Genomic DNA, 21281 nt, shown 5'->3' on the forward strand with positions numbered 1-21281 from the left:
CTGTAGGGCAGAGGGCGGCGGGGCGGAGGGCGAGGGGAAATGTGACACAATCCCGGCCTTGTCTGCTTCACGCGGATGCATCTGAAAGGCTGGAGAATTATGGCACAGGACCAGAATCACCTGATATGGCTGGACATGGAAATGACCGGCCTGGAACCGGAGCGCGAGCGCATCATCGAGATCGCGATCATCATCACCGACAGCCAGTTGAACGAGGTTGCGGTCGCGCCGGTGATCACCGTGCATCAGCCGGACAGTGTGCTGGACGCGATGGATGACTGGAACAAGAACACCCACGGCAAGTCTGGCCTGATTGACCGGGTGAAGGCTTCCACCGTGTCGGAAGCGGAAGCCGAGGCGCGCATGCTGGCTTTCCTGCAGGAGTGGGTGCCGCAGCGGGCGTCGCCGATGTGCGGCAACTCCATCGGCCAGGATCGCCGCTTCCTTGCCCGCTACATGCCCACCCTCGAGGGCTGGTTCCATTACCGCAACCTGGATGTTTCGACGCTGAAGGAGTTGGCCCGGCGCTGGAGGCCGGAGGTGGCCAAGGGTGTGGTCAAACAGGGCAAGCACGAAGCGCTGGCGGACATCCAGGAGTCCATCGCCGAGCTGCGCTATTACCGTGACAACTTCCTGCGGTTGGACTGAAGTCCGCAGAGGAACAGGGCCTTTCGGGGCCCTGTTCCTCATCGGGGCTCAGCAGCCCTTGCGCAATGCTTCGGCGGCCTGCACCAGCGCTGCGGTAGAGCCGTCTTGCGCCCCGCTGGCCCCTTGCGCCAGGGCGCGGGCCATTTCCTTGCCGAGCTCGACGCCGTACTGGTCGAAGCTGTTGATGCCCCAGATCCAGCCCTGCACGAATACCTTGTGCTCATACAGCGCCAGCAGCCCGCCGAGGTGGAAGGCATCCAGGCGCGGCATTAGCAGCGTGGTGCTGGGCTGGTTGCCGGGGCTGACCAGGTGGGGCGCCAGGCGATCCACTTCTGCTGGGGGCAATCCCTTGGCCTCGAGCGCGGCGCGTGCGCCAGCGAGGTCGCGGCCATTCATCAGCGCAGCGCTCTGGGCAAAGGCGTTGTCGATGAGCGCACGCTGCCGCGGTTCGTTTGCACCGACCGGCACGATGAAGTCCATCGGGATGCGGCGGGTGCCTTGGTAGAACAACTGGTGGAAGGCGTGCTGGCCGACGGTGCCGACGCCGCCCCAGACCACCGGGGAGGTCGGCACGGTACTGGTCGAACCGTCGCGCAGTGCGCGCTTGCCGTTACTCTCCATCTCAAGCTGCTGCAACCAGGCGGCGAAGTTGCGCAGGCCGTGGGCATAAGGCAGCACGGCCAGGGTTTCCATGCCGAGGAAGTCGGTATTCCACAGGCCGACCAGTCCCATGAGTACCGGCAGGTTGTCGGCGAAGGCGGTGTCGCGGAAGTGTTCGTCCATTGCCCGGGCACCGTCCAGCAGGGCGTCGAAGCGTGTTTCGCCGATGGCGACCAGGAGGGGAAGGCCGATGGCCGACCACACCGAGTAACGCCCGCCGACCCATTCCGGCAGGGCGAAAACGCGGTCCTGTGCCACGCCGAAGGCGGCCGCGGCGGTGGTGGCATTGCTGACGGCGGCGAAGTGGGCAGACAATCCCTCTCCCTCGCCCAGCGCAGCGGCCAGCCAGGCACGGGCGGCGCTTGCGTTGGCCAGCGTCTCGGCAGTGGAGAAGCTCTTGGACGAAATCACGAAGAGAGTGCTGGCCGGCTCGGCCCGCAGCAGCGCTTCGTCCAGTTCCCGCGGATCGATGTTGGCGACGAACTCCACTTCCACCGGCGCGTCTGGCTCACGCAGGGCCTCGAAGACCATGCGCGGGCCGAGGTCTGAGCCGCCGATGCCCAGGTTGATCACCCGGGTGATGGGTCTGCCGGTTGCGCCGTGTATTTCGCCCGCGCGCAAGGCGGCGGCGAAGCGGCGCACCGGTGCGCTGTCCAGCGCGGCATTCGGCGGCGGCGGGCAGCTGCCGCGCAAGGCCATATGCAGCGCAGGCCGGCCTTCGGTGAAGTTCGCCTGCTCGGCGGCAAAGAGGGCGTTGATGCCGCGCTTCAATTCCGACTGTTCGGCCAGGGCCAGGAGTGCTTCCAGCGCCGCCGCGTCCAGTCGTTGTTTGGAGAAATCGGCGAGGAGGTCGCCGTGTTTCCGGGACAGCGAGCGGAAGCGCCCGGGGTCGGACGCGAAGGCGTCGCGCAAGGAAAGGGAAGTGAGCCGCTGGGCGTGAGCTTCCAGGGCCTGCCAGGTGGAGCGCTGCTGGGGGGGAAGGAAGTTTTCGGTCATCACGATGGGTTGAGCTGATAGAGACGGAGCACTTCGAGCTGTTTGCCGCCGCCGCGGCGGTATTCCCAGATGTTCTTCCACTCGCTGGACGGCGAAGGGGCGTTCAGGCGCCGGTCATCATAGACCAGCAGCAGGCCGCAAGGCGTCGTGCCGCCGTGGGCTTCTATGGTGCGGATGTCGGCGTAATAGTGCAGCGAGCTGCGTACTGCGTCCGGCAGGCCGGTGGTCGCGATGCAGTCGGCCGGCTGAGCGGCTACCGCGCTGGCGAGCGAATGCACCATGGGGCGATAGCTGCGGCCGTGATCGAACCAGGGCATCAGCAGCAGCACGGCCAGGCACCACAGCATGGTCATGCCCATCGCCCAGTTGGCCGGGCCACGGCTGGTGGAGCGCGGCAGGCGCCAGACGAGCAGCAGCCAGGCCAGGCACAGAAGGATGCCGCCGAAGGCCTGCGTCAGACCACCCTCGAAGCTGAAGCTGGGCGTCACCCGCGCAATATGCCGCGCCAGGCCGGGCGGCCAGGCGAAGGCCTGCGCCGTCCAGGCGATCCACACCAGCAGGGCGAACACCGCGAAGCTCATCAGCGCGAACCAGTCGAAAGCGTTCGCTGCGCCCCGGCGCAGGCTGGGCACACCGCCAGCGGCGAGCAGGGCGATGGGCGGAATCAGCGGCAGGGCGAGCGGTGGCGAAACGTCGCCGTTCACGATCAACCAGGCCAGGCCGATCAGGCCGGAACCCAGCGGTAGCAGCCAGGGAAGGGCGCAGAGCTGGCGGCGGCCGCGCCACAAGCCCCACAGGGCCAGGGGCCACAGCGGCCACACGAACCAGCCGAGCAGTTCGAACAGGCGCGGCAGCGTGCCGGCTTCCAGCAGTTGGCTGCCGAAGGGGCTCCACTCCTCGCTCACCCACAGTGAGAGCAGTTCTGGCGCGCTCAGATGCAGGGCGAGCGGCCACAGGGCACCCAGACCCAGCGCGAGGCACAGCCCCACCAGGAGCCCGCCGCTGCCATGAGGCGTGCGGCAGTCGGGGCTGGCGATCATCAGCAGCGGGAAAAGCGGCAGCGTAAGGAAGGCGCCGGCCGGGCCGCCGGCGAGGAAGGCGAGCGCGCTGCCGACGCCTGCCTGCAGTCCGCCTATCAGAGGCTGGGCGGGCACCCGGGCAAGGCCGGCCAGTGTCAGTGCCACCATGGCGACCAGCGCGATCAGGGGTTGGGTTTCATGAGCGTGCAGCACCAGGCCGAGTGTGCCCAGCGTCAGCAGCGCGGCAGGGGTGCGCGCGGGCCGCCCATAAAGACGCTCGGCGCCGCGGGCGATGGAGTAGATCGCCAGCGCGGTGAACAGGGCGCTGGCCAGCCGGGCGCCGTCATGGAAGGGGAGGACTGGGCCGAGCAGGTAAGCGAGTACGGCCGCTGTCCAGTAATACAGCGGCGGAAAATCGGCGAAGGGCTCGCCCGCGATCAGCGGGAACAGCCAGCCTTCGCCACGCAGCATGCTGTAGACGGGACCGAAGTGGCGGGCATCGTCGCCGCGCCACGGATCGTGGCCGCTGAGGCCGACCAGCAGGTAGAGGCCGACCAGCAGGGTGAGGCCGAGCGTACCGTAGAGCCGTTTATGGAATCTGGAAGAGGGAGGTGAATCGCTGATCATGCGCTTGCTGAGCGGAGCCGTTCCGTTGTTGTCTTTTGTTGTTGCTGGGCGCTTCCCGGAGGGCGATTGTATCGGGCGCAGCCGTTCGATCCGATGCGCGAGTGCAACAAAGCTTGCCGTACGAATGCGTAGAAATGAAAAAAGGCAGCCTAAGCTGCCTTTTTGCAATGCGCCAGAGCGACTTAGCCGCGCTGTACGTTGCCGTACTTCTGGCGGAAGCGCTCGACGCGGCCCGCGGTGTCAACGATCTTCTGCTTGCCGGTGTAGAACGGGTGGCAGGCAGCGCAGACTTCCACGTGCAGCTGGGGCTTGCCCAGGGTGGAGCGGGTAACGAAAACGTTGCCGCAGGAGCAGGTGACGTTTACTTCGTCGTACTTGGGATGGACATCCGCTTTCATATTCAGTCCTTTGATACACGCGGGCGGTGAATGTGGCCGCCCTGAGGGTGGAAAACGTTGGATTATCTGCCTGTGCGTCAAATATGGCAAGGGCGCGGACTGGGGTCGACTACAATGCGCCCCTTTTCCGCTTGCGTGTTTTCGAGGGGGTCAGGTGCGTTTGCTGCTCGCGCCCATGGAAGGTCTGCTGGATGAGGTGCTGCGTGGGGTGCTCACGCGGGTGCCGGCTTATGACTGTGCGGTCACCGAGTTCGTGCGGGTGTCCGGCAGCCTGTTGCCGGACCGCTTTTTCCGCCGCATCGCTCCCGAACTGGGCGCCGGTAGCAAGACCGCGGCCGGTACGCCGGTGCGGGTGCAGTTGCTGGGTTCCGATCCTGACTACCTGGCGATCAACGCGCTGCGTCTTTCGCGGCTCGGGCCGGCGGCGATCGACCTTAACTTCGGCTGCCCGGCACCGACCGTGAATCGCCATCGTGGCGGCGCGGTGCTGCTGGACGAGCCGGAGCTGCTGTACCGCATCGCCTGCTCCGTACGCCAGGCGCTGCCGCCCGAACTGGCGCTGACGGCCAAGATGCGCCTGGGTGTGAACGACACCGGCAAGGCCCTGGATTGCGCCCGCGCGCTGGCCGACGGCGGCGTGGCGGAACTGGTCGTTCATGCCAGGACGAAGGCCGATGGCTATCGCCCGCCGGCACATTGGGAATGGATAGGCCGCATCGCCGACGTGGTGGCGGTGCCGGTGTGCGCCAATGGCGAGGTCTGGACGGTAGCGGACTGGGCGCGCTGCCGCGCCGTCTCCGGGGTCGAGGACGTGATGCTGGGCCGCGGTGCGGTGGCCGATCCCTTCCTCGCCGCCCGCATACGCCGGGGCGAGCAGGATGATCCGGACCCTGCAACCCGCGCGGAGGAATGGGGGCAGTTGCTGGACCTGCTGGTGGAGTTCCACCAGCACGTGAACGCCAAGCTGGACGGCCGGCATGCAGCCGGCAGGCTCAAGCAATGGCTCAACTTCCTGCGCCGCACTTATCCGCAGGCCGAGGCGCTCTACCAGGCGCTGCGGCCGCTGAAGACCATGGCCGAGATTGATCCCATGCTGCGCGAGCACGGTGTTGCCCTGGTGCTGCCGCGGGCCGCCGCCTGATTCCCGAGGCCTTGTTTTGAGCTACGCCAATTCCCGTATTCCCTCCAGCGCCCAGCAAGGCATGCACGAGAGTTTGCTCAAGCGGCTGGAGAAGCACCGCCGCGAACCCTTCCGCAAACCCTATGCCGACTACAACCGCGAGGCGCTTGCCGCCGCGCTGGCCGGTTGGGACCGCCGGGCGCCCTTGATCCTGGACGCCGGCTGCGGCGTCGGCCACAGCACCATCCAGCTCGCGCGCGCCTACCCGGACCACTGGGTGATGGGGGTAGACCAGTCCGAAGACCGGCTCACCCGGCGCAAACCCTATCCGCAAGCGCTGATGCCGAAGAACCTGGTGTTCGTGCGCGCCGACCTGGTGGATTTCTGGCGTCTGCTCGGCGACGAGGGCCTGAAGCTCGCCCGCCACTACATCCTTTATCCCAACCCCTGGCCCAAGATCGGCCACCTCGGCCGGCGCTGGCATGCGCATCCGGTGTTCCCGCATCTGCTGCCGCTGGGCGGCGTGCTGGAGTGCCGCACGAACTGGCAGGTGTATGCCGAGGAGTTCGCCTGCGCGTTGGGCTTGTTGACAGAGCGGGAGATGGGCTGGGAGGCCTTCGAGGCGCCTGTGCCGCTCACCCCGTTCGAACGAAAGTACCGTGATTCCGGCCAGACCCTGTTCCGCATCGTCACCGACCTGGGTGCGGGCCTGGCCCTCAGTTCTGGAGAAAGCAAATGAGCACCGACAACCCGCATGCGATGAGCGACGAGGATTTCGAAGCGCTGGAGGAAATCCTCAGCTCCGACATCGTCCCCGAGGACTGCATGGACCTCGAAATGCTGGATGGCTTCCTCGCCGGCGTGTTGATCTCGCCCCAGCCGGTGCCGGTGGAACGCTGGCTGCCGGTGGTGTGGTCGGCGCATGAGGATGGCGTCTCCTTCGGTTCCGGCAGCGGCGTGCAGCGTGCCATCCGCCTGGTGCTGTCCTACTACAACGAGATGGTGGGCAGCTTCGGCGAAGAGGATCTGTGGGAGCCGTTCTGCTTCGCCATCGCCGAAGGCGATCCGCTGAAGCTCGGCGAGGAGTGGATCGAGGGCTTCACCCAGGGCCTGGAGCTATGGCCGGGCAACTGGGAAACGCTGGTGCCCGAGCAGGAAGTCGAAGCCGTGCGCAACCTGATCGACGAGATGCTGGCGCCGTGGGCGGAAGAGAAGGCGGGTGAAGCCAAGGACGAAACCCGTCTGGGCTGGCTGGAAGTGACTGGCGAAGGCGTGCTGGACATCTTCGACTGCTGGCGTGCAGTCGGCCTGCCGGCGCCGCAGCAGGTGGCGGTGGAAGTGCCTGCCGCGCCAAAGGCTGCGGGCCCGGGGCGCAATGAAGCCTGCCCTTGCGGCAGTGGCAAAAAGTACAAGAAGTGCTGTGGCGCGACCTGAGCACCAGGCGGGAGCAAGGCGGATGAGCCTGGATCACTGCACCCGCTGCGGAGCTTGTTGCGCCGCCTTCCGGGTGGATTTCCATCCCTCGGAGCTGGCGAGCGCTTGCGAGGGCGGCGTGCCGGATGAACTGGCCCTGCCGCTGACCGCCAGCCTGGTGCGCATGCGTGGCACCGATGACGGGCCGCCGCGCTGCGCCGCCTTGGAGGGGACAATAGGCGTCGAGGTGAGCTGTTCGATTTACAGCCGGCGGCCCTCGCCCTGTCGGGACTTCGCGCCGTACGCTGCACTTGGCATCGGCGAGGACGGTTGCGACCGCGCTCGCCGCCGCCACGGCATGGCGCCCCTGGGCTGAAGCCGCGCCGTATCGGGGAGAAGGCTAAAAGTCCTGGAGTTGTATTTCAAGCAATTGATTTTGCTGGAAATGGCCGCTTGTCAAGGCAACGGAAACGCTAGAATCCGCGGCGCCCGGCTCGGGGCTCGTCGCATGGTACAGACGGGGACAGGGCGGGTGTGCCGCCTCCGTCGCGAGCGGCGCTTTTCGCCAGCTTGTGCGCGCGGTGACCATGGACGCCTTCAACCCCTGTCTGGATTGCGGCATGTGCTGTATCCACTTCCGTGTTTCTTTCTATTGGGGCGAGGGCGACGATGCCCCCGGCGGTTTCGTGCCGGCGGGCATGACCGAGCCGCTCACACCCCACCTGCGCTGCATGAAGGGTAGCAACCAGGTACCCCGCCGCTGTTCTGCGCTGGGGGGCGAGGTGGGCAAGCAGGTGTTCTGTACGATCTACGAGAACCGGCCGACGCCTTGCAGGGAGTTCCCCAGCCATTTCGACGATGGAACGCCCAATCCCAAATGCGATGAATTGCGCGCCACTATCGGTCTGCCGCCCTTGCCGCATCTGTCGGTGATGCCGCACGCGGCCTGAGGGCCTTGGTGGCCGCCTCAGCGCGGCAGGCCGACGCCGCGCAGTACCGCGAAGGGGCCCGCAGCCCGGAGTTCGTCGATCTGCTCACGCCGGCGCACGAAGAGCGAGCCAGAGTAGCCCAGCGCGTTCACCGAAATGTCCCGCCACCTCTCCGCGCTGCGGGGGATCAGCAGCAGCCACTCATGGGTGAGCAGCAGGTTGTAGGGCGCCATCGTATCCACCGCGCAGGAAAGCCCCATCAATCCGCAGGCCTGGACATAGCATTGGCGCAGCGTGTGGCCGGCATCTCCCGCCTGCCAGGCCGAGGGCGGAAGGCGAACGAAGCAGTGCGTCCAGTCGAACACGCTGGCCGTGCCGCTTTCGCCGGGCCGGCATTGCGGCAAGTGGGGAGCGAAGGCGTCCAGCCCGGCGGGTGCCGGCACCCATTGCAGGTGCTTGTGCGCCTGACTGGCGCCGGCCTCGGTGCCGCCATTGTAGAAACCCAGGCCGCCCAAGGGGCCCTGCACCTGTGCCAGCGCGCCGAAGTCTGCAGCGGTGAGTGGCGCTGTCTGCGCTTCGAAGGCGCGGGTGACGATGAGCAGGTGGTTGGCGATCACCGGGTATTTGTTCAGCACCGCCAGATGGCGCTCGCCGAGGGCGGCTGCAGTCAGCTCCGGCTCCGGCGGCAGGAAGGGGTTGAAGCCGGGGTCGCGCTTGCTCACCGCGGCGACGCGGGCGGCGTCCTTGCGGGCGAGGGAGGAAACCCAGCGCACCGAGAAGCGGATGCCGGCTTCCTCCACCGTGGTCTGCTCGGTGCGTATCGGTTGCAGGGCGCCGCTTTGCAGCGCCTTGTCGGTGCAGTGGGCTAGCAGGCGGGCGAGGTCGGAGTCAGGCTGGAGCTGGCTGGTCATCTTGGCTTCCCGCGGGAGACAATGCGCAATTCTGACATGAGGGATGGCGGTGTCCGCATCGACGTCCCGGCTGGAGCGACAAATGCCGATTTCCTTCGCCGTCCGTGGCGACTACATCCAGTTGGATCAACTTCTCAAGGCCGCGAATCTGGTGGATTCCGGCGGGGCTGCCCATGCCGCCGTCGAAGCCGGGCAGGTGAAGGTGGACGGCAAGGTGGAGACGCGCAAGCGGGCCAAGCTGCGGCCCGGCCAGCGCGTGTCCTTCGGCGGCAACGAAATCCGCTTGTCCGCCGAAGCGTCCTGAGCCTGGTTCAGGCGGCGAGGCCTTCCTGCTGCAGGGCGGCCTGCACCGCCGGGCGGGCGCCTACCCGCTGCTGGAAAGCGACCAGCGCGGGCCAGGGCGAGAGGTCGAAGCCGACCTTGGGGCCCCAGCTCATCACGGTGAAGAGGTAGGCATCGGCGACGCTGAAGCGCTCGCCCAGCAGGTAGTCGTGACTTTTCAGGTGGGCGGCGACGTAGGTGAAGCGGCGCTTGAGGTTGGCGATGGCCACTTCACGCCATTCTTCCGACTGGGCGCGGAACAGCGGGCTGAAGGACTTGTGCAGCTCGGTGCCGATGAAGTTCAGCCACTCGTGCAGGCGGCTGCGTTCGCGGGTGCCCCAGGCCGGCGCCAGCTGGCTGTCGGGGCGCAGATCCGCCAGGTACTGGACGATGGCCGGGCCCTCGGTCAGCACTTCGCCGTCGTCCAGCAGCAGCGCCGGCACATAGCCCTTGGGGTTGATGGCGTTGAAGTCTTCGCCGTGCTCGGTGAGCTTGCTCTTCAGGTCCACCCGCACCAGTTCGGCGTCCAGCCCGGCTTCGAGCAGGACGATGTGCGGGGAGAGGTTGCAGGCGCCGGGGCTGTAATAGAGCTTCACGTTTTTTGTTCTCCTGGTTTTGATGCGTTTGCGTGCGGCTTGCGCCGGCGGGAAAGGTACTCCCAGACGAGCCCGCCCGGCAGGTCCTCGCCGGTGAGCACGTAATTGAGGGCGTGCTCGTTGGCCAGCGTCAGCGCCAGTTCGGTGCGGGCGCCGCCGCGGCCGACCAGCAGCAGTTCGTCGCCGGGCTGCAGGACCAGATCGGACGCGGGGATGAGCCTGGGCTCGTCGTCGTCGCGGCGCAGGTAGAGCACCTCGCAGGCGAGCGCCTCGTAGCGGTTGCCCGGAGAGCACAGCAGCGTGCCCAGGGTGATGCGCTCGCCGCGCATCAGCCGGCGGTACAGCGCTGGCGCGCGAACGAGGTTGATGCGCTCGCTCCATACCCGCGGCACTTCCCAGCCGAAGCGGCGCGTCATCCGCTCCAGTACCCAGGCGCACCATTCCTCGTCGCGGCGGCGGATTTCGGCGAGGAAGGGGGCCAGCAGCGGGGTGCCGAGAATGGCCAGGCATTCATTGGCGACGATCTCGCTCGGCACCACGGTGATGTCGGACTCGAAGGCGTCGAACAGGGCGTGGTTGGTGTAGTGGTTCTGCCGCAGCACCACGAAGAGCTTGGGATTGAGGGCGCGGGCGGTGACGGCGATGGAGAGGTTGTCCACATCGCTGCCGGTGCCGGCGACGATGCCCACCGCGTCGCCGACGCCGGCCTGCCGCAAGGCGTCCGCGGCGGTGCCCTCGCCCTGTACCCAGGTGTGTTCCGGGTCTTGCTGGGGCGAGCGGTCGATGATGGTGAGCGGCACCGCCTGTGACTTCATCGCATCTACCATCACCCGGCCGAAGCGGCCGTGGCCGCAGATGATCCAGCGGCCGCGCGGCGGATTGCGGTGATGGACGATGGTGGTGCCCGGCTGGCCGGTGAGCCAGGCGAGCAGGTGCCAGGCCGCCGGCGAATGCAGCGCCAGCGTGAGGTATTCGCCGAATTTCTCGAAGGGATTGATGATGTGGCGGGTGCCGAAGGAGGCCATGTTGGCGGCCACCTCGGCGGTTTCGGCGCGGCACAGCGCCGGCAGGTGCGGCGCCAGCAGGCGGGCGGCGATGGCGATGGCGAGGTTGGCGTTGTCGTCGTTGGTCAGCGCCATCACGCCGACGCAGCTGCGGTGAGTGAGGCCGGCGAACTCCAGGGTTTCCGGGTTGCGGGCGTCGGCGGTGAGGGCGGGCACGTCGGCGGCGTAAGTGTGGAGGTCGATCTCGCCAACCTTGCTTTCGTCCAGTTCGATGACCACCGCGCGGTAGCCGAGGCGGTCCAGCGCGCGGCAGATCAGCCGGCCGGTCTCGCCATAGCCGCAGACGAGGTAGAAGGGCTCGCGCAGCCGCCGCACCGCGCGCACGAAGCGCTGCATCTGGATGGCCTGCTGCAGGTTGCGGTCGCCCAGCAGTGCGAACACCGTGCCCAGGGTGTAGGCCCAGCCGATCACCGACAGATAGATGCAGAACATCACCCACAGCCGCTGCTGCTCGGAGAAGGCATGGGGAATTTCGCCGAAGCCGATGGTGGTGGCGGTGTAGCTGATGAAGTAGAAGGCGTGGAAGAAGCTGAGCCGGGTGGGCTGGCCGTCGGCATCCACGCCGGGGATCAGCGTCAGCCCGAAGACGGACACCGCGATAATGACGATGAGCACGATCAGCGGCGCCCGCAGGCGGCGCATGATCAGGAAGAAGATGCTGTGGTGCCGCGGCAGCGGGGCGAGCGCGCGGGCGAGCTTCACGGCGGCCGGGCTCAGCGGCGCTGCATGATGGTTTCGGCGATCAGGATGATCACCGAGACGACGTTGGCGAAGAGGGCGCCGCCGGACAGCGAGACCACCCGCGCGGTCATCTCCGGCGTCATGCCGCTGCCGGTGACGTGGGCGGCGTAGCCCCAGGTGAGGGCGGCGGCGATGAGCTGCAGGTCGGCCACCAGGCTGGTGGCGAGGTGCACCGCGCCGATCTGGGTGCGGTCGCCGAACTTGAGCACGGTGGCGATCAGGCTGACGACCAGCGCGGCGAACAGTTCATAGACGTCGTGATGGGCCGGGTCGCCGATGTCGCCGACGAAGAAACCGAAGTTCAGCGTCGCCGCCAGCACGATGAAGAAGCCGAAGATCACCTTCTCGAGGTTCATGTCGCCGTGCCCGTATGTGGTGTGGGTGGGATAAGGCCGGATGGGTGAAGCCGACGGATTATAGGCAGAGAGCGTTCCTCTCCGGAGCGCGGCGCGGCGTCATTCCAGCATGTCGCCGTCCACATAGAACCAGCCTTCTTCCTCGCGCACGAAGCGGCTGTTCTCATGCAGCCGGTGGGCGCGGCCGCCGACGCGGTAGCGGGCGAGGAATTCCACCTCGGCGCGGTCAGGGGCGGTGTCGCGGTGGCTGATGATGCGCAGGCCTATCCACTTCGCTGGCGCGCCGTCATCCAGTTCAAGCGTCGCCGGCCGGGTGGTGGCGTGCCAGGTGGCCAGCAGGTAGCCGGTGTTGCGCTGGGCGTAGGCGGTGTAGCGGGAGCGCATCAGGCGCTCGGCGGTGGGCGCGGGCTGGGCGCCGGCGATCAGCGGGCCGCAGCAGGCGGACAGCGGCTGGCCGGATTCGCAGGGGCAGGGGAGGGATTTCATCGAGTCGTTTGCGTGGGCGGAAAGGAAACGGGGAAAGCCGCGGTGGCCTTCCCCGGATTGTCGCCCAGGCGGAGGGCGGTGCGCCAAACGGATGTCTGGCGCCGCGGCCGGCATGCAATCAATGCGACTGCGCCAGGATCTCCCGCAGCACATAGGGCAGGATGCCGCCGTGCTTGTAGTACTCGACCTCAATGGGCGTGTCGATGCGGCACAGCAGGCTCACTTCCTGGTGGCTGCCGTCGGTGCGATGAATGACGAGCGTAAGGTCCTGCTGCGGCCTCAGCTCCTCGGTGACGCCCAGGATGTCGAAGCGCTCGTCGCCCTTCAGGCCCAGCGACTGCCAGCTGTCGTCGCCCTTGAACTGCAGCGGCAGCACGCCCATGCCGACCAGGTTGGAGCGGTGGATGCGCTCGAAGCTGCGCGCCACCACCGCCTTCACGCCAAGCAGCGCGGTGCCCTTGGCTGCCCAGTCGCGGGAGGAGCCGGTGCCGTACTCCTCGCCAGCGAAGACGATGCTGGGCGTGCCGGCAGCGATGTGGGCGCTGGCCGCCTCGAACACCGTGGTCTGCTGGCCCTCCAGCAGGGTGTAGCCGCCTTCCACCCGGCTGCCATCCGCCTTGGCCGGCAGCATCAGGTTCTTCACCCGCACGTTGGCGAAGGTGCCGCGCACCATGATGTCGTGGTTGCCGCGGCGGGAGCCGTAGGAGTTGAAGGCGGCACGCTCGACGCCATGCGACTTCAGCCACTTGCCGGCCGGCGTGCCTTCGCCGAAGGAGCCGGCGGGGGAGATGTGGTCGGTGGTCACCGAGTCGCCCAGCAGCAGCAGGGTGACGGCGCCATGAATGTCGCTCACCGCGGAGGGCGTCATCGAGAAGCCGTCGAAGAAGGGCGGCCGGGCGATGTAGGTGGAGGCCGGCCAGTCATAGACCTGGCCGGTGGGCGCCGAGATGGCGTTCCACAGGTCGTGGTCGCGGGTGAAGTCGGCATAGCGCGCGCGGTAGGTGGCCGGGTCCAGCGCGAAGGGCAGAATCTCCGCGATCTCCTCCGAACTGGGCCACAGCTCGCGCAGGAACACCGGCTTGCCATCGCTGCCCTTGCCCAGCGGCTCCTTGCTCAGATCCACATTGGCCTTGCCGGCGATGGCGTAGGCGACCACCAGCGGTGGCGAGGCGAGGAAGTTGGCGCGGATGTTGGGGTGGATGCGGGCCTCGAAATTGCGGTTGCCCGACAGCACCGCCGCGGCGATGACGTCGTTCTCGGTGATCGCAGCGTTCAGCTCCGGTGCGAGATCGCCGGCGTTGCCGATGCAGGTGGTACAGCCATAGCCGGCGAGGGCGAAGCCCAACTGCGCCAGCGGTTCCAGCAGGCCGGCCTTCTCCAGGTAATCGGTGACCACCCGCGAACCCGGCGCGAGCGAGGTCTTGATGTGCGGCTTCACCCGCAGCCCGCGCGCCACCGCCTTCTTCGCCAGCAGTCCAGCGGCGATCAGCACCGCCGGGTTGCTGGTGTTGGTGCAGGAGGTGATGGCGGCGATGAGCACGTCACCGTGGCCGAGGTCGACATCCTTCAGCGCGGTGGCGTGGCGTTGCTCCAGATCGACGGCCGGCTTGCCGAAGCCGTTGTCGGCCACCGGCGCGGAGAAGAGGTGGGAGAAGGCGTCCTTCATCGCCGGCAGTTCGATGCGGTCCTGCGGCCGCTTGGGGCCGGCCAGCGAGGGCACGATGCCGGCGAGGTCCAGCGTCAGCGTGCGGGTGTAGTCGATCTCGCCGGCGCGCGGCACGCCGAACATCTGCTGGGCGCGGAAATAGGCTTCCAGCAGTTCGCATTCCTCGTCGCTGCGGCCGGTGCCACGCATGTAGGCAACGGTTTTCTCGTCCACCGGGAAGAAGCCCATGGTGGCGCCGTACTCCGGCGCCATGTTGGCGATGGTGGCGCGGTCGGTGACCGACAGGCTGGCGGTGCCCTCGCCGAAGAACTCTACGAACTTGCCCACCACCTTCTCCCTGCGCAGCATCTCGGTGATTGTCAGCACCAGGTCGGTGGCGGTGGCGCCTTCGGGCAGCTTGCCGCGCAGTTCCACGCCGATGACGTCCGGCGTGAGGAAGTACACCGGCTGGCCCAGCATGCCGGCCTCGGCCTCGATGCCGCCCACGCCCCAGCCGACCACGCCGACGCCGTTGATCATCGTGGTGTGGGAGTCGGTGCCGACCAGGGTGTCCGGGTAGTAGAGGTCGCCGTCATGGCGTACGCCGCGGAACAGGTACTCCAGGTTCACCTGATGCACGATGCCGATGCCCGGCGGCACCACGCCGAAGGTGTCGAAGGCCTGCATGCCCCACTTCATGAACTGGTAGCGCTCGCGGTTGCGCTCGAACTCCAGCTCCATGTTCTGCCGCAGCGCCAGCGGGCTGCCGTAGTGGTCCACCTGTACCGAGTGGTCCACTACCAGATCCACCGGCACCAGCGGTTCGATGAGCTTGGGCGGGCGTCCCTGGTCGGCGGCGACGTTGCGCATTGCCGCAAGATCGGCCAGCAGCGGCACGCCGGTAAAATCCTGCAACACCACGCGGGCGACGATGAAGGGGATCTCGGCGGTACGCGGCGCATTCGCCTGCCAGTTCGCCAACTCGCGCACATGGGTCTCGGTGACCTTCTTGCCGTCGCAATGGCGCAGTACCGCCTCCAGCACCAGCCGGATGGATACCGGCAGACGGGACACCGGACCGACGCCGGCGGCTTCGAGCGCCGGCAGCGAGTAGTAGCTTCCGCCTTTGCCGCCGGGGCTGGAGAAAGATTTGAGGGTGTCGAACAGCGTGTGGGGCATGGCTTCTTCTCCTCGATATTGTCGCCCTGTGCGGCTGGCCGTTCCGGCCGGACAGGCGGACCGAAAAACATCAATCCGACTCCTTTCATAGCCGGATGTTCCTCCTCGCGCACCTGTCGCCATCCCTTGTGCAGGAGTAGAATCCGCGACCCGGAGCGCGTTGCCCGGTGCATTGTGCATTGCACCGCCCCGCGAGTCTTATAAAAGACATATAATCCGTTTCGCGCCGAACGGGCGAAACCCGCTCGGAACCCCTGCCAACGTCACGAATATGGAAGGACGTCGCCGTGCTTGAAGCCTACCGTGCCCATGTTGCCGAGCGTGCTGCCCTCGGCATTCCGCCGCTGCCCCTGAACAAGCAGCAGACCGTCGAACTGGTCCAACTCCTGCAAAGCCCGCCGTCCGGTGAAGAGGCTTTCCTGGTCGACCTGCTGACTCATCGCGTGCCGGCCGGTGTGGACGACGCGGCCAAGGTCAAGGCGGAGTTCCTCGCCAAGGTCGCCAAGGGCGAGACGGCCTGTGGGCTGGTTTCCCGCGCCAAGGCCACCGAGCTGCTGGGAACCATGCTGGGGGGCTTCAACATCAAGCCGCTGATCGACCTGCTGGCGGATGCCGAAGTGGGTACGGTGGCGGCGGCAGGGCTGAAGAAGACCCTGCTGATGTTCGATTATTTCCACGACGTCAAGGAATTGGCCGCCGCCGGCAACGCCAACGCCAAGGCGGTGATGCAATCCTGGGCCGACGCCGAGTGGTTCACCAGCCGCCCGGAAGTGCCGGCCTCGCAGAAGCTCACCGTGTTCAAGGTTACCGGCGAAACCAACACCGACGACCTCTCCCCGGCGCCTGACGCCTGGTCGCGCCCCGACATTCCGCTGCATGCGCTGGCCATGCTGAAGAACCCGCGTCCGGGCATCACCCCCGAAGAAGCCGGTGTGCGCGGCCCGATCAAGTTCCTGGAAGATCTCAAGGCCAAGGGCAACCTGGTCGCCTACGTCGGCGACGTGGTCGGCACCGGCTCCTCGCGCAAGTCCGCCACCAACTCGGTGCTGTGGTTTACCGGCGAGGACATCCCCTTCGTACCGAACAAGCGCTTCGGCGGCGTCTGCCTGGGTTCCAAGATCGCGCCCATCTTCTTCAACACCATGGAAGATGCTGGCGCGCTGCCGATCGAGATCGATGCCGGCCAGATGGACATGGGCGACGAGATTGAGCTGAAGGTCGACCAGGCCAGCGGCAAGGTCACCGCGCTGAAGAACGGCGCGGTCATCGCCGAAAGCCAGCTCAAAACCCTGGTGATCCTGGACGAAGTGCGTGCCGGCGGCCGCATTCCGCTGATCATCGGCCGCGGCCTGACCGCCAAGGCGCGTGAAGCGCTGGGCCTGCCGGCCTCCACGCTGTTCCGCCTGCCGCAGGCGCCGAACGATTCCGGCAAGGGCTTCTCGCTGGCGCAGAAGATGGTCGGCCGCGCCTGCGGCCTGCCGGAAGGCCAGGGTGTCCGTCCGGGCACTTACTGCGAACCCAAGATGACCACCGTCGGCTCGCAGGACACCACCGGCCCGATGACCCGCGACGAGCTGAAGGATCTGGCCTGCCTCGGCTTCTCCGCCGACCTGGTGATGCAGTCCTTCTGCCACACCGCCGCCTACCCGAAGCTGGTGGACGTGAAGATGCACCGCGAACTGCCGAGCTTCATCAGCACCCGAGGCGGCGTGGCGCTGCGTCCGGGCGACGGCGTGATCCACTCCTGGCTCAACCGCCTGCTGCTGCCGGACACCGTCGGCACCGGCGGCGACAGCCACACCCGCTTCCCCATCGGCATCTCCTTCCCGGCCGGCTCCGGCCTGGTCGCCTTCGCCGCCGCCACCGGCGTGATGCCGCTGGACATGCCGGAGTCCGTGCTGGTGCGCTTCAAGGGCACGATGCAGCCGGGCGTCACCCTGCGTGACCTGGTGAACGCGATTCCGCTGTATGCGATCAAGCAAGGCCTGCTGACCGTCGAGAAAAAGGGCAAGAAGAACATCTTCTCCGGCCGCATCCTGGAAATCGAAGGCCTGCCCGACCTGAAGGTGGAACAGGCTTTCGAATTGACCGACGCCTCCGCCGAGCGCTCCGCCGCTGGCTGCACGGTGCACCTTAACAAGGCGCCCATCGTCGAGTACATGAACTCCAACATCACGCTGATGAAGTGGATGATCGCCAACGGCTACGAGGATGCCCGCACCCTCAAGCGCCGCATCAAGGCGATGGAGGAATGGATCGCCAAGGGCGAACTGCTGAAGGGCGACGCCGATGCCGAGTACGCCGCGGTGATCGACATCGACCTGGCCGACATCAAGGAGCCCATCGTCGCCTGCCCGAACGACCCGGACGATGTGAAGCTGCTGTCCGAAGTCGCCGGCGACAAGATCGACGAAGTCTTCATCGGCTCGTGCATGACCAACATCGGCCACTTCCGCGCTGCCGGCAAGGTGCTGGACGGCAAGTCCGACATCCCGACCCGCCTGTGGATCGCTCCGCCGACCAAGATGGACGCGATGATCCTCAACGAAGAAGGCTACTACGGCGTGCTGGGCAAATCCGGCGCCCGCATGGAGATGCCGGGCTGCTCGCTGTGCATGGGCAACCAGGCGCAGATCCGCAAGGGCAGCACCGCGATGTCCACCTCCACCCGCAACTTCCCGAACCGCCTGGGCATAGACACCCGTGTCTACCTGGGTTCGGCGGAGCTGTCGGCGGTGTGCGCGCTGATGGGCAAGATCCCCACCGTCGAGGAGTACCTGGCGCAGGTCGAGGTGGTGAACAAGAAGGCTGCGGATATCTACCGTTACATGAACTTCGACCAGATCGAAGAATTCCGTAACGTGGCGGATACCGTCGAAGTTTGAGGTAGAGGGAGCACGAGCGGGACGCCAAAGTAGCGTACCTGCCGCTTTTGGAACGCCCTTGCCGGGTCGCCGGCAGGGGCGTTTTTTCATTCCAGCGGCCAGGTTGTCATCTTGCGGCCATGCAGCCGTTCTATATATGCACGCCATCGGAACAGGATGGTGCGAATGGACGCGGCAACGGTTTTCTGCAAGACGGCTCTCGGCGAGCAGGAACTGGGCGGCAGCACGCGCCATCTGCCGCAACGCCTGCGCAATGTGCTGATCCTGGTGAATGGCAGCCGGCCGATCGGCGAGTTGGGCGCGCTGATGTCACCTGCCGCCCTGCTGCCGGCCTTGCAGGCGCTGGAGCAGCAGGGGCATATCCATCGCCTTGCGCCAGCATCGGGGCCGTTGGGCGAGCGGCCGGAGTGCACGCCCGAGGTAGCGCCGGCGGCCGCCGTGCCGGCGTGGATGGAGGATGCGCGGCGGGCCGGACAGGCAGCGTTGCTGCGCCACGCGGGCGAGGCGGGGGCGGTGATCGCCCGCCGGCTGCAGCATGTCCGCCGGCCGGGCGAACTCAGAATGGAGTTGCAGCGGCTGGGGCATCACCTGGAACGCTTTGCCGGGCTGGACGCGGCTCAGGGCTTCGCCGCGGAGATGGCTGCGTATCTGGACGCGGAGCCAGCGCTGGAGCGCTGAAGCCGCCAGGCCTTTCCCCTCGGGCACAGCTGAAGGCCGGCTGGCAACCGGCGACTGGGATGAGAAAGACGGAACGTCTGCCGCCCCCGGGTCTCTCACCTTCCGCGTGTGGTGTTTCAGGAGAAGCGGAAGTGAAGTCAGTCTTGAGCAGGGTGGTGGCACTTGTGGCGGTCGTGGCGGCCGCTGCCCTCGGATATTTCTACCTTTCCGGGGAAGAGGCCAAAGTACCGGAATCGACGTCGGTCGCGGCCCCCAATCCGGAGCCGGCCCCGGTGCTGGAGCAGGGGCCGCAGGCCTCGGGCGAGATTGAATCGGCGATCCGTCATCCGATCGAATCGGCCGGCACGGCGGCGGACGCATCGGCCCCGCCGCCTGCGCTGCCGGAAAGCGATGCCCTGGTCACCGAGGCGCTCGCCAGCCTGATCGCGGACACCGGGCTGCGCGAGCTGTTCATCGTGCAGGATTTCATCCGCCGCATCGTCGTCACGGTGGACAACCTTCCGGGCGAGCAACTGCCGCTGTCGCGCTCGCCGGTGAAGCCGGCCGTCGGCGCCTTCACGGTGAGCACCGAGCTGGATGGCACTTTCATCAGCCCGGAGAATGCGGCGCGCTATCGGCCCTATGTAGCCCTGGCGGAAGCGGTGGACAGCCGCAGCCTGGTTGCGCTCTATGTGCGGCTCTATCCGCTGTTCCAATCGGTTTACCAGGAGTTGGGCTATCCGGACGCCTATTTCAACGACCGCCTGGTGGCGGTGCTGGATCACCTGCTCGCGGCGCCGGAGGTGACCCGGCCGATACGGCTGGTACAGCCCAAGGTGCGCTACCGCTTCGAGGATAGCCGCTTGGAAGCCCTGTCCGCCGGGCAGAAGATCATGATCCGCATCGGCCCGGACAATGCCCGCCGGTTGAAGGCCAAGCTGCGGGAGATCCGCACGCTGGTGGCGGGGCAGGCGCCGGCCAACTGAGGGTGTCCGCGGCCTCAGCGCTGGGAGTGAAGGCCGATGAGGTTGCCCTCGGTGTCTTCCACCAGCGCGATGTAGCCGTGCTCTCCCACCCGCGTCTTGCCCTGCACGATGACGCCGCCGGCCGCGGCCGCGCGTTCGGCGGCCTCGCCGACGTCGGCGCAGATGAAGTACACCAGCGTACCGATGCGCGCGGGCCGCATCAGCGGATGGCGGATCAGCGCGCCGCTGGCCCCGCCGGCGCCATAGCGCCAGGGAAAGGCATACATCTCGACGTCCTCGCCCATCGGCATCTCGGTGAGTTCCTCGCCCAGCACCCAGGCGTAGAAGCCGCGTGCCCGCGCCATGTCGATCACCGGGATCTCGAACCAGCCTACGCTGTTGTCCTCCTGGCTCATCTCCTGTCTCTCTTCCCCGAAGTCCGTGCGGATGTCCTGTGCGGATGCCGCCTCGCCGCGCAATTCCTTTCCCTGCCGGGGCAGGGCCGCCCTATCGACTAGAATCGGCACCCCGCCCGGTCCCCGGGTGCCGAGGTCTGCCGGATCGAAATGCACACTTTACTGCAGCAGGTTTCCCTTTCCTCCCCGCTTTTCATCCTCGTTTTCGCCGGCTATGGGCTGATGAAGCTCGCCCACTGGTCGAAGAGCATGGCCGATGCGCTCACCCAGTTCGTGTTCGCGGTTGCGCTGCCGGCGATGCTGTTCCGCCTGATGAGCGATTTCACTGCCCTGCCGCCGGTGGATGTGCGCCTGCTGCTGGCCTATTTCGGTGGTTGCCTGCTGGTGTTCCTCGCTGGCAGGTTGGTGGCCTGGCGCTGCTTCCGCCTCGACGGCGTGGCGCAATCGGTGTTCGCGCTGGGCGGGGTGTTCTCCAACAACGTCATGCTGGGGCTGCCGATCGCGCGGCTGACGCTGGGCGAGGAGGCGGTGCCGGCGGTGGCGCTGGTGCTGGTCTTCAACGCGCTGACGCTGTGGACGCTGGTGACGGTATCGGTGGAGTGGGCGCGGCACGGGCAGCTTTCCGCGCGGGGCTTCTATCGCACGGCGCGGGGCGTGCTTACCAATCCGCTGGTGGTGGGCATCGTGCTTGGCGCCCTGTTCGGCCTCACAGGCCTATCGCTGCCCAAGGTGCTGGCGGTACCGCTGGACATGATCGCCCAGGCGGCTGCGCCACTGTCGCTGATGGTGCTGGGTATGGGGCTGGCGCAGTACGGCGTGGGTGAAGGCTGGCGCATCAGCGCGGCCATCGCCACCATCAAGCTGCTGTTGCAGCCGCTGGTGGTGTGGGGGCTGGCGTTGCTGCTGGGGCTGCCGGTGCTGGAGACGCAGGTGGTGGTGCTCCTGGCTGCCATTGCCACTGGCGCGAACGTCTATCTGATGGCACGCCAGTTCGGCGTGCTTGAAGGGCCAGTGGCCAGCTGCCTGGTATGGACCACCGTGCTGGCCGCGTTGACCATGCCGCTGATGCTGACGCTGACCGCGTCTTGAGCCCTGGGCCGGTGCTCAGGCGGAATTGCGCGCACCGGTGCCGGCGGGCAGCGCCGCCGTCTCCGGCAGCCGTGGCAGGCCGCGCAGGCGCAAGGAGATGCCAAAGGTAAGGAGGGCACAACCACCCAGGATGGCCGTCACCCCGAGCCACCCGCCCGGC

General features: G+C 67.1%; 21 protein-coding genes. 11 read left to right on the forward strand and 10 right to left on the reverse strand.

The genetic code is table 11. The annotated features are described in order from the left end of the window. The first annotated feature begins 99 nt into the window (after positions 1-99). Positions 100-648, forward strand: coding sequence for an oligoribonuclease (gene orn / locus GRF61_RS17680; RefSeq protein WP_169151951.1), 549 nt, complete (start codon positions 100-102; stop codon positions 646-648). Between the two features lie 48 nt (positions 649-696). Here the strand turns inward: orn and pgi are convergent, their stop codons facing one another. The 3 genes from pgi to rpmE all read right to left on the reverse strand — a co-directional run bounded on the left by pgi (position 697) and on the right by rpmE (position 4348). Further along, on the reverse strand, positions 697-2304 hold the full coding sequence (gene pgi, locus GRF61_RS17685) for a glucose-6-phosphate isomerase (protein WP_169151969.1): 1608 nt from the start codon (positions 2302-2304) through the stop codon (positions 697-699). After that, a complete protein-coding gene (locus GRF61_RS17690) occupies positions 2304-3950 on the reverse strand; it encodes a glycosyltransferase family 39 protein (RefSeq protein ID WP_169151952.1) in 1647 nt (548 codons plus the stop codon). The genes pgi and GRF61_RS17690 overlap by 1 nt, the downstream gene beginning before the upstream one ends. 182 nt (positions 3951-4132) lie before the next feature. Beyond that, a complete protein-coding gene (gene rpmE / locus GRF61_RS17695) occupies positions 4133-4348 on the reverse strand; it encodes a 50S ribosomal protein L31 (RefSeq protein WP_169151953.1) in 216 nt (71 codons plus the stop codon). Positions 4349-4502: 154 nt separating this feature from the next. Between rpmE and GRF61_RS17700 the strand changes: the two genes are divergently transcribed. The 5 genes from GRF61_RS17700 (at position 4503) to GRF61_RS17720 (ending at position 7831) form a co-directional block, all read left to right on the forward strand. Further along, the gene (locus GRF61_RS17700; RefSeq protein WP_348982426.1) at positions 4503-5489 is read left to right on the forward strand and encodes a tRNA-dihydrouridine synthase; all 987 of its coding nucleotides are present in this window, start codon (positions 4503-4505) and stop codon (positions 5487-5489) included. Between the two features lie 16 nt (positions 5490-5505). Beyond that, positions 5506-6207, forward strand: a complete 702-nt coding sequence (locus tag GRF61_RS17705; protein ID WP_169151954.1) for a methyltransferase domain-containing protein — start codon at positions 5506-5508, stop codon at positions 6205-6207. After that, positions 6204-6902, forward strand: a complete 699-nt coding sequence (locus GRF61_RS17710; RefSeq protein ID WP_169151955.1) for a YecA family protein — start codon at positions 6204-6206, stop codon at positions 6900-6902. Before GRF61_RS17705 ends, GRF61_RS17710 begins: the two co-directional genes overlap by 4 nt. 22 nt (positions 6903-6924) lie before the next feature. Beyond that, the gene (locus GRF61_RS17715; protein ID WP_169151956.1) at positions 6925-7257 is read left to right on the forward strand and encodes a YkgJ family cysteine cluster protein; all 333 of its coding nucleotides are present in this window, start codon (positions 6925-6927) and stop codon (positions 7255-7257) included. Between the two features lie 211 nt (positions 7258-7468). Beyond that, positions 7469-7831, forward strand: a complete 363-nt coding sequence (locus tag GRF61_RS17720; protein WP_169151957.1) for a YkgJ family cysteine cluster protein — start codon at positions 7469-7471, stop codon at positions 7829-7831. Between the two features lie 17 nt (positions 7832-7848). On the opposite strand, the gene GRF61_RS17725 is transcribed toward GRF61_RS17720, so the two are convergent. After that, on the reverse strand, positions 7849-8721 hold the full coding sequence (locus tag GRF61_RS17725; protein WP_169151958.1) for a phosphorylase: 873 nt from the start codon (positions 8719-8721) through the stop codon (positions 7849-7851). A gap of 82 nt (positions 8722-8803) precedes the next feature. On the opposite strand from GRF61_RS17725, the gene GRF61_RS17730 reads away from it, so the two are divergent. Further along, on the forward strand, positions 8804-9025 hold the full coding sequence (locus GRF61_RS17730) for an RNA-binding S4 domain-containing protein (RefSeq protein ID WP_169151959.1): 222 nt from the start codon (positions 8804-8806) through the stop codon (positions 9023-9025). Positions 9026-9032: 7 nt separating this feature from the next. Here GRF61_RS17730 and gstA read toward each other — a convergent pair whose 3' ends face one another. From gstA to acnA, 5 genes are all read right to left on the reverse strand, one after another. Continuing rightward, complete coding sequence (gene gstA / locus GRF61_RS17735; protein ID WP_169151960.1) at positions 9033-9638, reverse strand: glutathione transferase GstA; 606 nt, start codon at positions 9636-9638, stop codon at positions 9033-9035. Further along, positions 9635-11344 (reverse strand): NAD-binding protein, encoded by a 1710-nt coding sequence (locus GRF61_RS17740; protein ID WP_169151971.1) that lies wholly within the window; start codon positions 11342-11344, stop codon positions 9635-9637. Before GRF61_RS17740 ends, gstA begins: the two co-directional genes overlap by 4 nt. Before the next feature lie 71 nt (positions 11345-11415). Then, positions 11416-11799 carry a DUF6394 family protein gene (locus tag GRF61_RS17745; RefSeq protein WP_169151961.1) on the reverse strand — a complete coding sequence of 128 codons (384 nt, stop codon included), beginning with the start codon at positions 11797-11799 and terminating at the stop codon, positions 11416-11418. 99 nt (positions 11800-11898) lie between these two features. Continuing rightward, positions 11899-12285, reverse strand: a complete 387-nt coding sequence (locus GRF61_RS17750; RefSeq protein ID WP_169151962.1) for a YchJ family metal-binding protein — start codon at positions 12283-12285, stop codon at positions 11899-11901. A 118-nt stretch (positions 12286-12403) separates the two neighbouring features. Then, a complete protein-coding gene (gene acnA / locus GRF61_RS17755) occupies positions 12404-15109 on the reverse strand; it encodes an aconitate hydratase AcnA (RefSeq protein ID WP_169151963.1) in 2706 nt (901 codons plus the stop codon). A gap of 287 nt (positions 15110-15396) precedes the next feature. Here acnA and acnB point away from each other — a divergent pair, with 287 nt between their 5' ends. The 3 genes from acnB (at position 15397) to GRF61_RS17770 (ending at position 19637) form a co-directional block, all read left to right on the forward strand. Further along, positions 15397-17994: a bifunctional aconitate hydratase 2/2-methylisocitrate dehydratase gene (acnB, locus tag GRF61_RS17760; RefSeq protein ID WP_169151964.1), complete on the forward strand. Its 2598-nt coding sequence runs from the start codon at positions 15397-15399 to the stop codon at positions 17992-17994. Between the two features lie 165 nt (positions 17995-18159). Next, on the forward strand, positions 18160-18672 hold the full coding sequence (locus GRF61_RS17765; RefSeq protein WP_169151965.1) for a hypothetical protein: 513 nt from the start codon (positions 18160-18162) through the stop codon (positions 18670-18672). A gap of 131 nt (positions 18673-18803) precedes the next feature. Then, on the forward strand, positions 18804-19637 hold the full coding sequence (locus GRF61_RS17770; RefSeq protein ID WP_211166055.1) for a DUF3014 domain-containing protein: 834 nt from the start codon (positions 18804-18806) through the stop codon (positions 19635-19637). Positions 19638-19651: 14 nt separating this feature from the next. On the opposite strand, the gene GRF61_RS17775 is transcribed toward GRF61_RS17770, so the two are convergent. Next, positions 19652-20032, reverse strand: coding sequence for a VOC family protein (locus tag GRF61_RS17775; protein WP_169151967.1), 381 nt, complete (start codon positions 20030-20032; stop codon positions 19652-19654). 150 nt (positions 20033-20182) lie between these two features. Here GRF61_RS17775 and GRF61_RS17780 point away from each other — a divergent pair, with 150 nt between their 5' ends. Then, positions 20183-21121, forward strand: coding sequence for an AEC family transporter (locus GRF61_RS17780; protein WP_169151968.1), 939 nt, complete (start codon positions 20183-20185; stop codon positions 21119-21121). The last annotated feature ends 160 nt before the right edge of the window (positions 21122-21281 follow it).

The sequence above is a fragment of the Azoarcus sp. TTM-91 genome, from assembly GCF_012911025.1.
Classification (GTDB): Bacteria; Pseudomonadota; Gammaproteobacteria; order Burkholderiales; family Rhodocyclaceae; genus Azoarcus.

Coding starts and splice junctions, on each gene's coding strand:
- orn (WP_169151951.1), top strand. CDS start 100: ATGGCACAGGACCAGAATCACCTGATATGGCTGGACATGGAAATGACC.
- pgi (WP_169151969.1), bottom strand. CDS start 2,304: ATGACCGAAAACTTCCTTCCCCCCCAGCAGCGCTCCACCTGGCAGGCC.
- GRF61_RS17690 (WP_169151952.1), bottom strand. CDS start 3,950: ATGATCAGCGATTCACCTCCCTCTTCCAGATTCCATAAACGGCTCTAC.
- rpmE (WP_169151953.1), bottom strand. CDS start 4,348: ATGAAAGCGGATGTCCATCCCAAGTACGACGAAGTAAACGTCACCTGC.
- GRF61_RS17710 (WP_169151955.1), top strand. CDS start 6,204: ATGAGCACCGACAACCCGCATGCGATGAGCGACGAGGATTTCGAAGCG.
- GRF61_RS17715 (WP_169151956.1), top strand. CDS start 6,925: ATGAGCCTGGATCACTGCACCCGCTGCGGAGCTTGTTGCGCCGCCTTC.
- GRF61_RS17720 (WP_169151957.1), top strand. CDS start 7,469: ATGGACGCCTTCAACCCCTGTCTGGATTGCGGCATGTGCTGTATCCAC.
- GRF61_RS17725 (WP_169151958.1), bottom strand. CDS start 8,721: ATGACCAGCCAGCTCCAGCCTGACTCCGACCTCGCCCGCCTGCTAGCC.
- GRF61_RS17730 (WP_169151959.1), top strand. CDS start 8,804: ATGCCGATTTCCTTCGCCGTCCGTGGCGACTACATCCAGTTGGATCAA.
- GRF61_RS17740 (WP_169151971.1), bottom strand. CDS start 11,344: ATGCGCCGCCTGCGGGCGCCGCTGATCGTGCTCATCGTCATTATCGCG.
- GRF61_RS17745 (WP_169151961.1), bottom strand. CDS start 11,799: ATGAACCTCGAGAAGGTGATCTTCGGCTTCTTCATCGTGCTGGCGGCG.
- GRF61_RS17750 (WP_169151962.1), bottom strand. CDS start 12,285: ATGAAATCCCTCCCCTGCCCCTGCGAATCCGGCCAGCCGCTGTCCGCC.
- acnA (WP_169151963.1), bottom strand. CDS start 15,109: ATGCCCCACACGCTGTTCGACACCCTCAAATCTTTCTCCAGCCCCGGC.
- GRF61_RS17765 (WP_169151965.1), top strand. CDS start 18,160: ATGGACGCGGCAACGGTTTTCTGCAAGACGGCTCTCGGCGAGCAGGAA.
- GRF61_RS17775 (WP_169151967.1), bottom strand. CDS start 20,032: ATGAGCCAGGAGGACAACAGCGTAGGCTGGTTCGAGATCCCGGTGATC.
- GRF61_RS17780 (WP_169151968.1), top strand. CDS start 20,183: ATGCACACTTTACTGCAGCAGGTTTCCCTTTCCTCCCCGCTTTTCATC.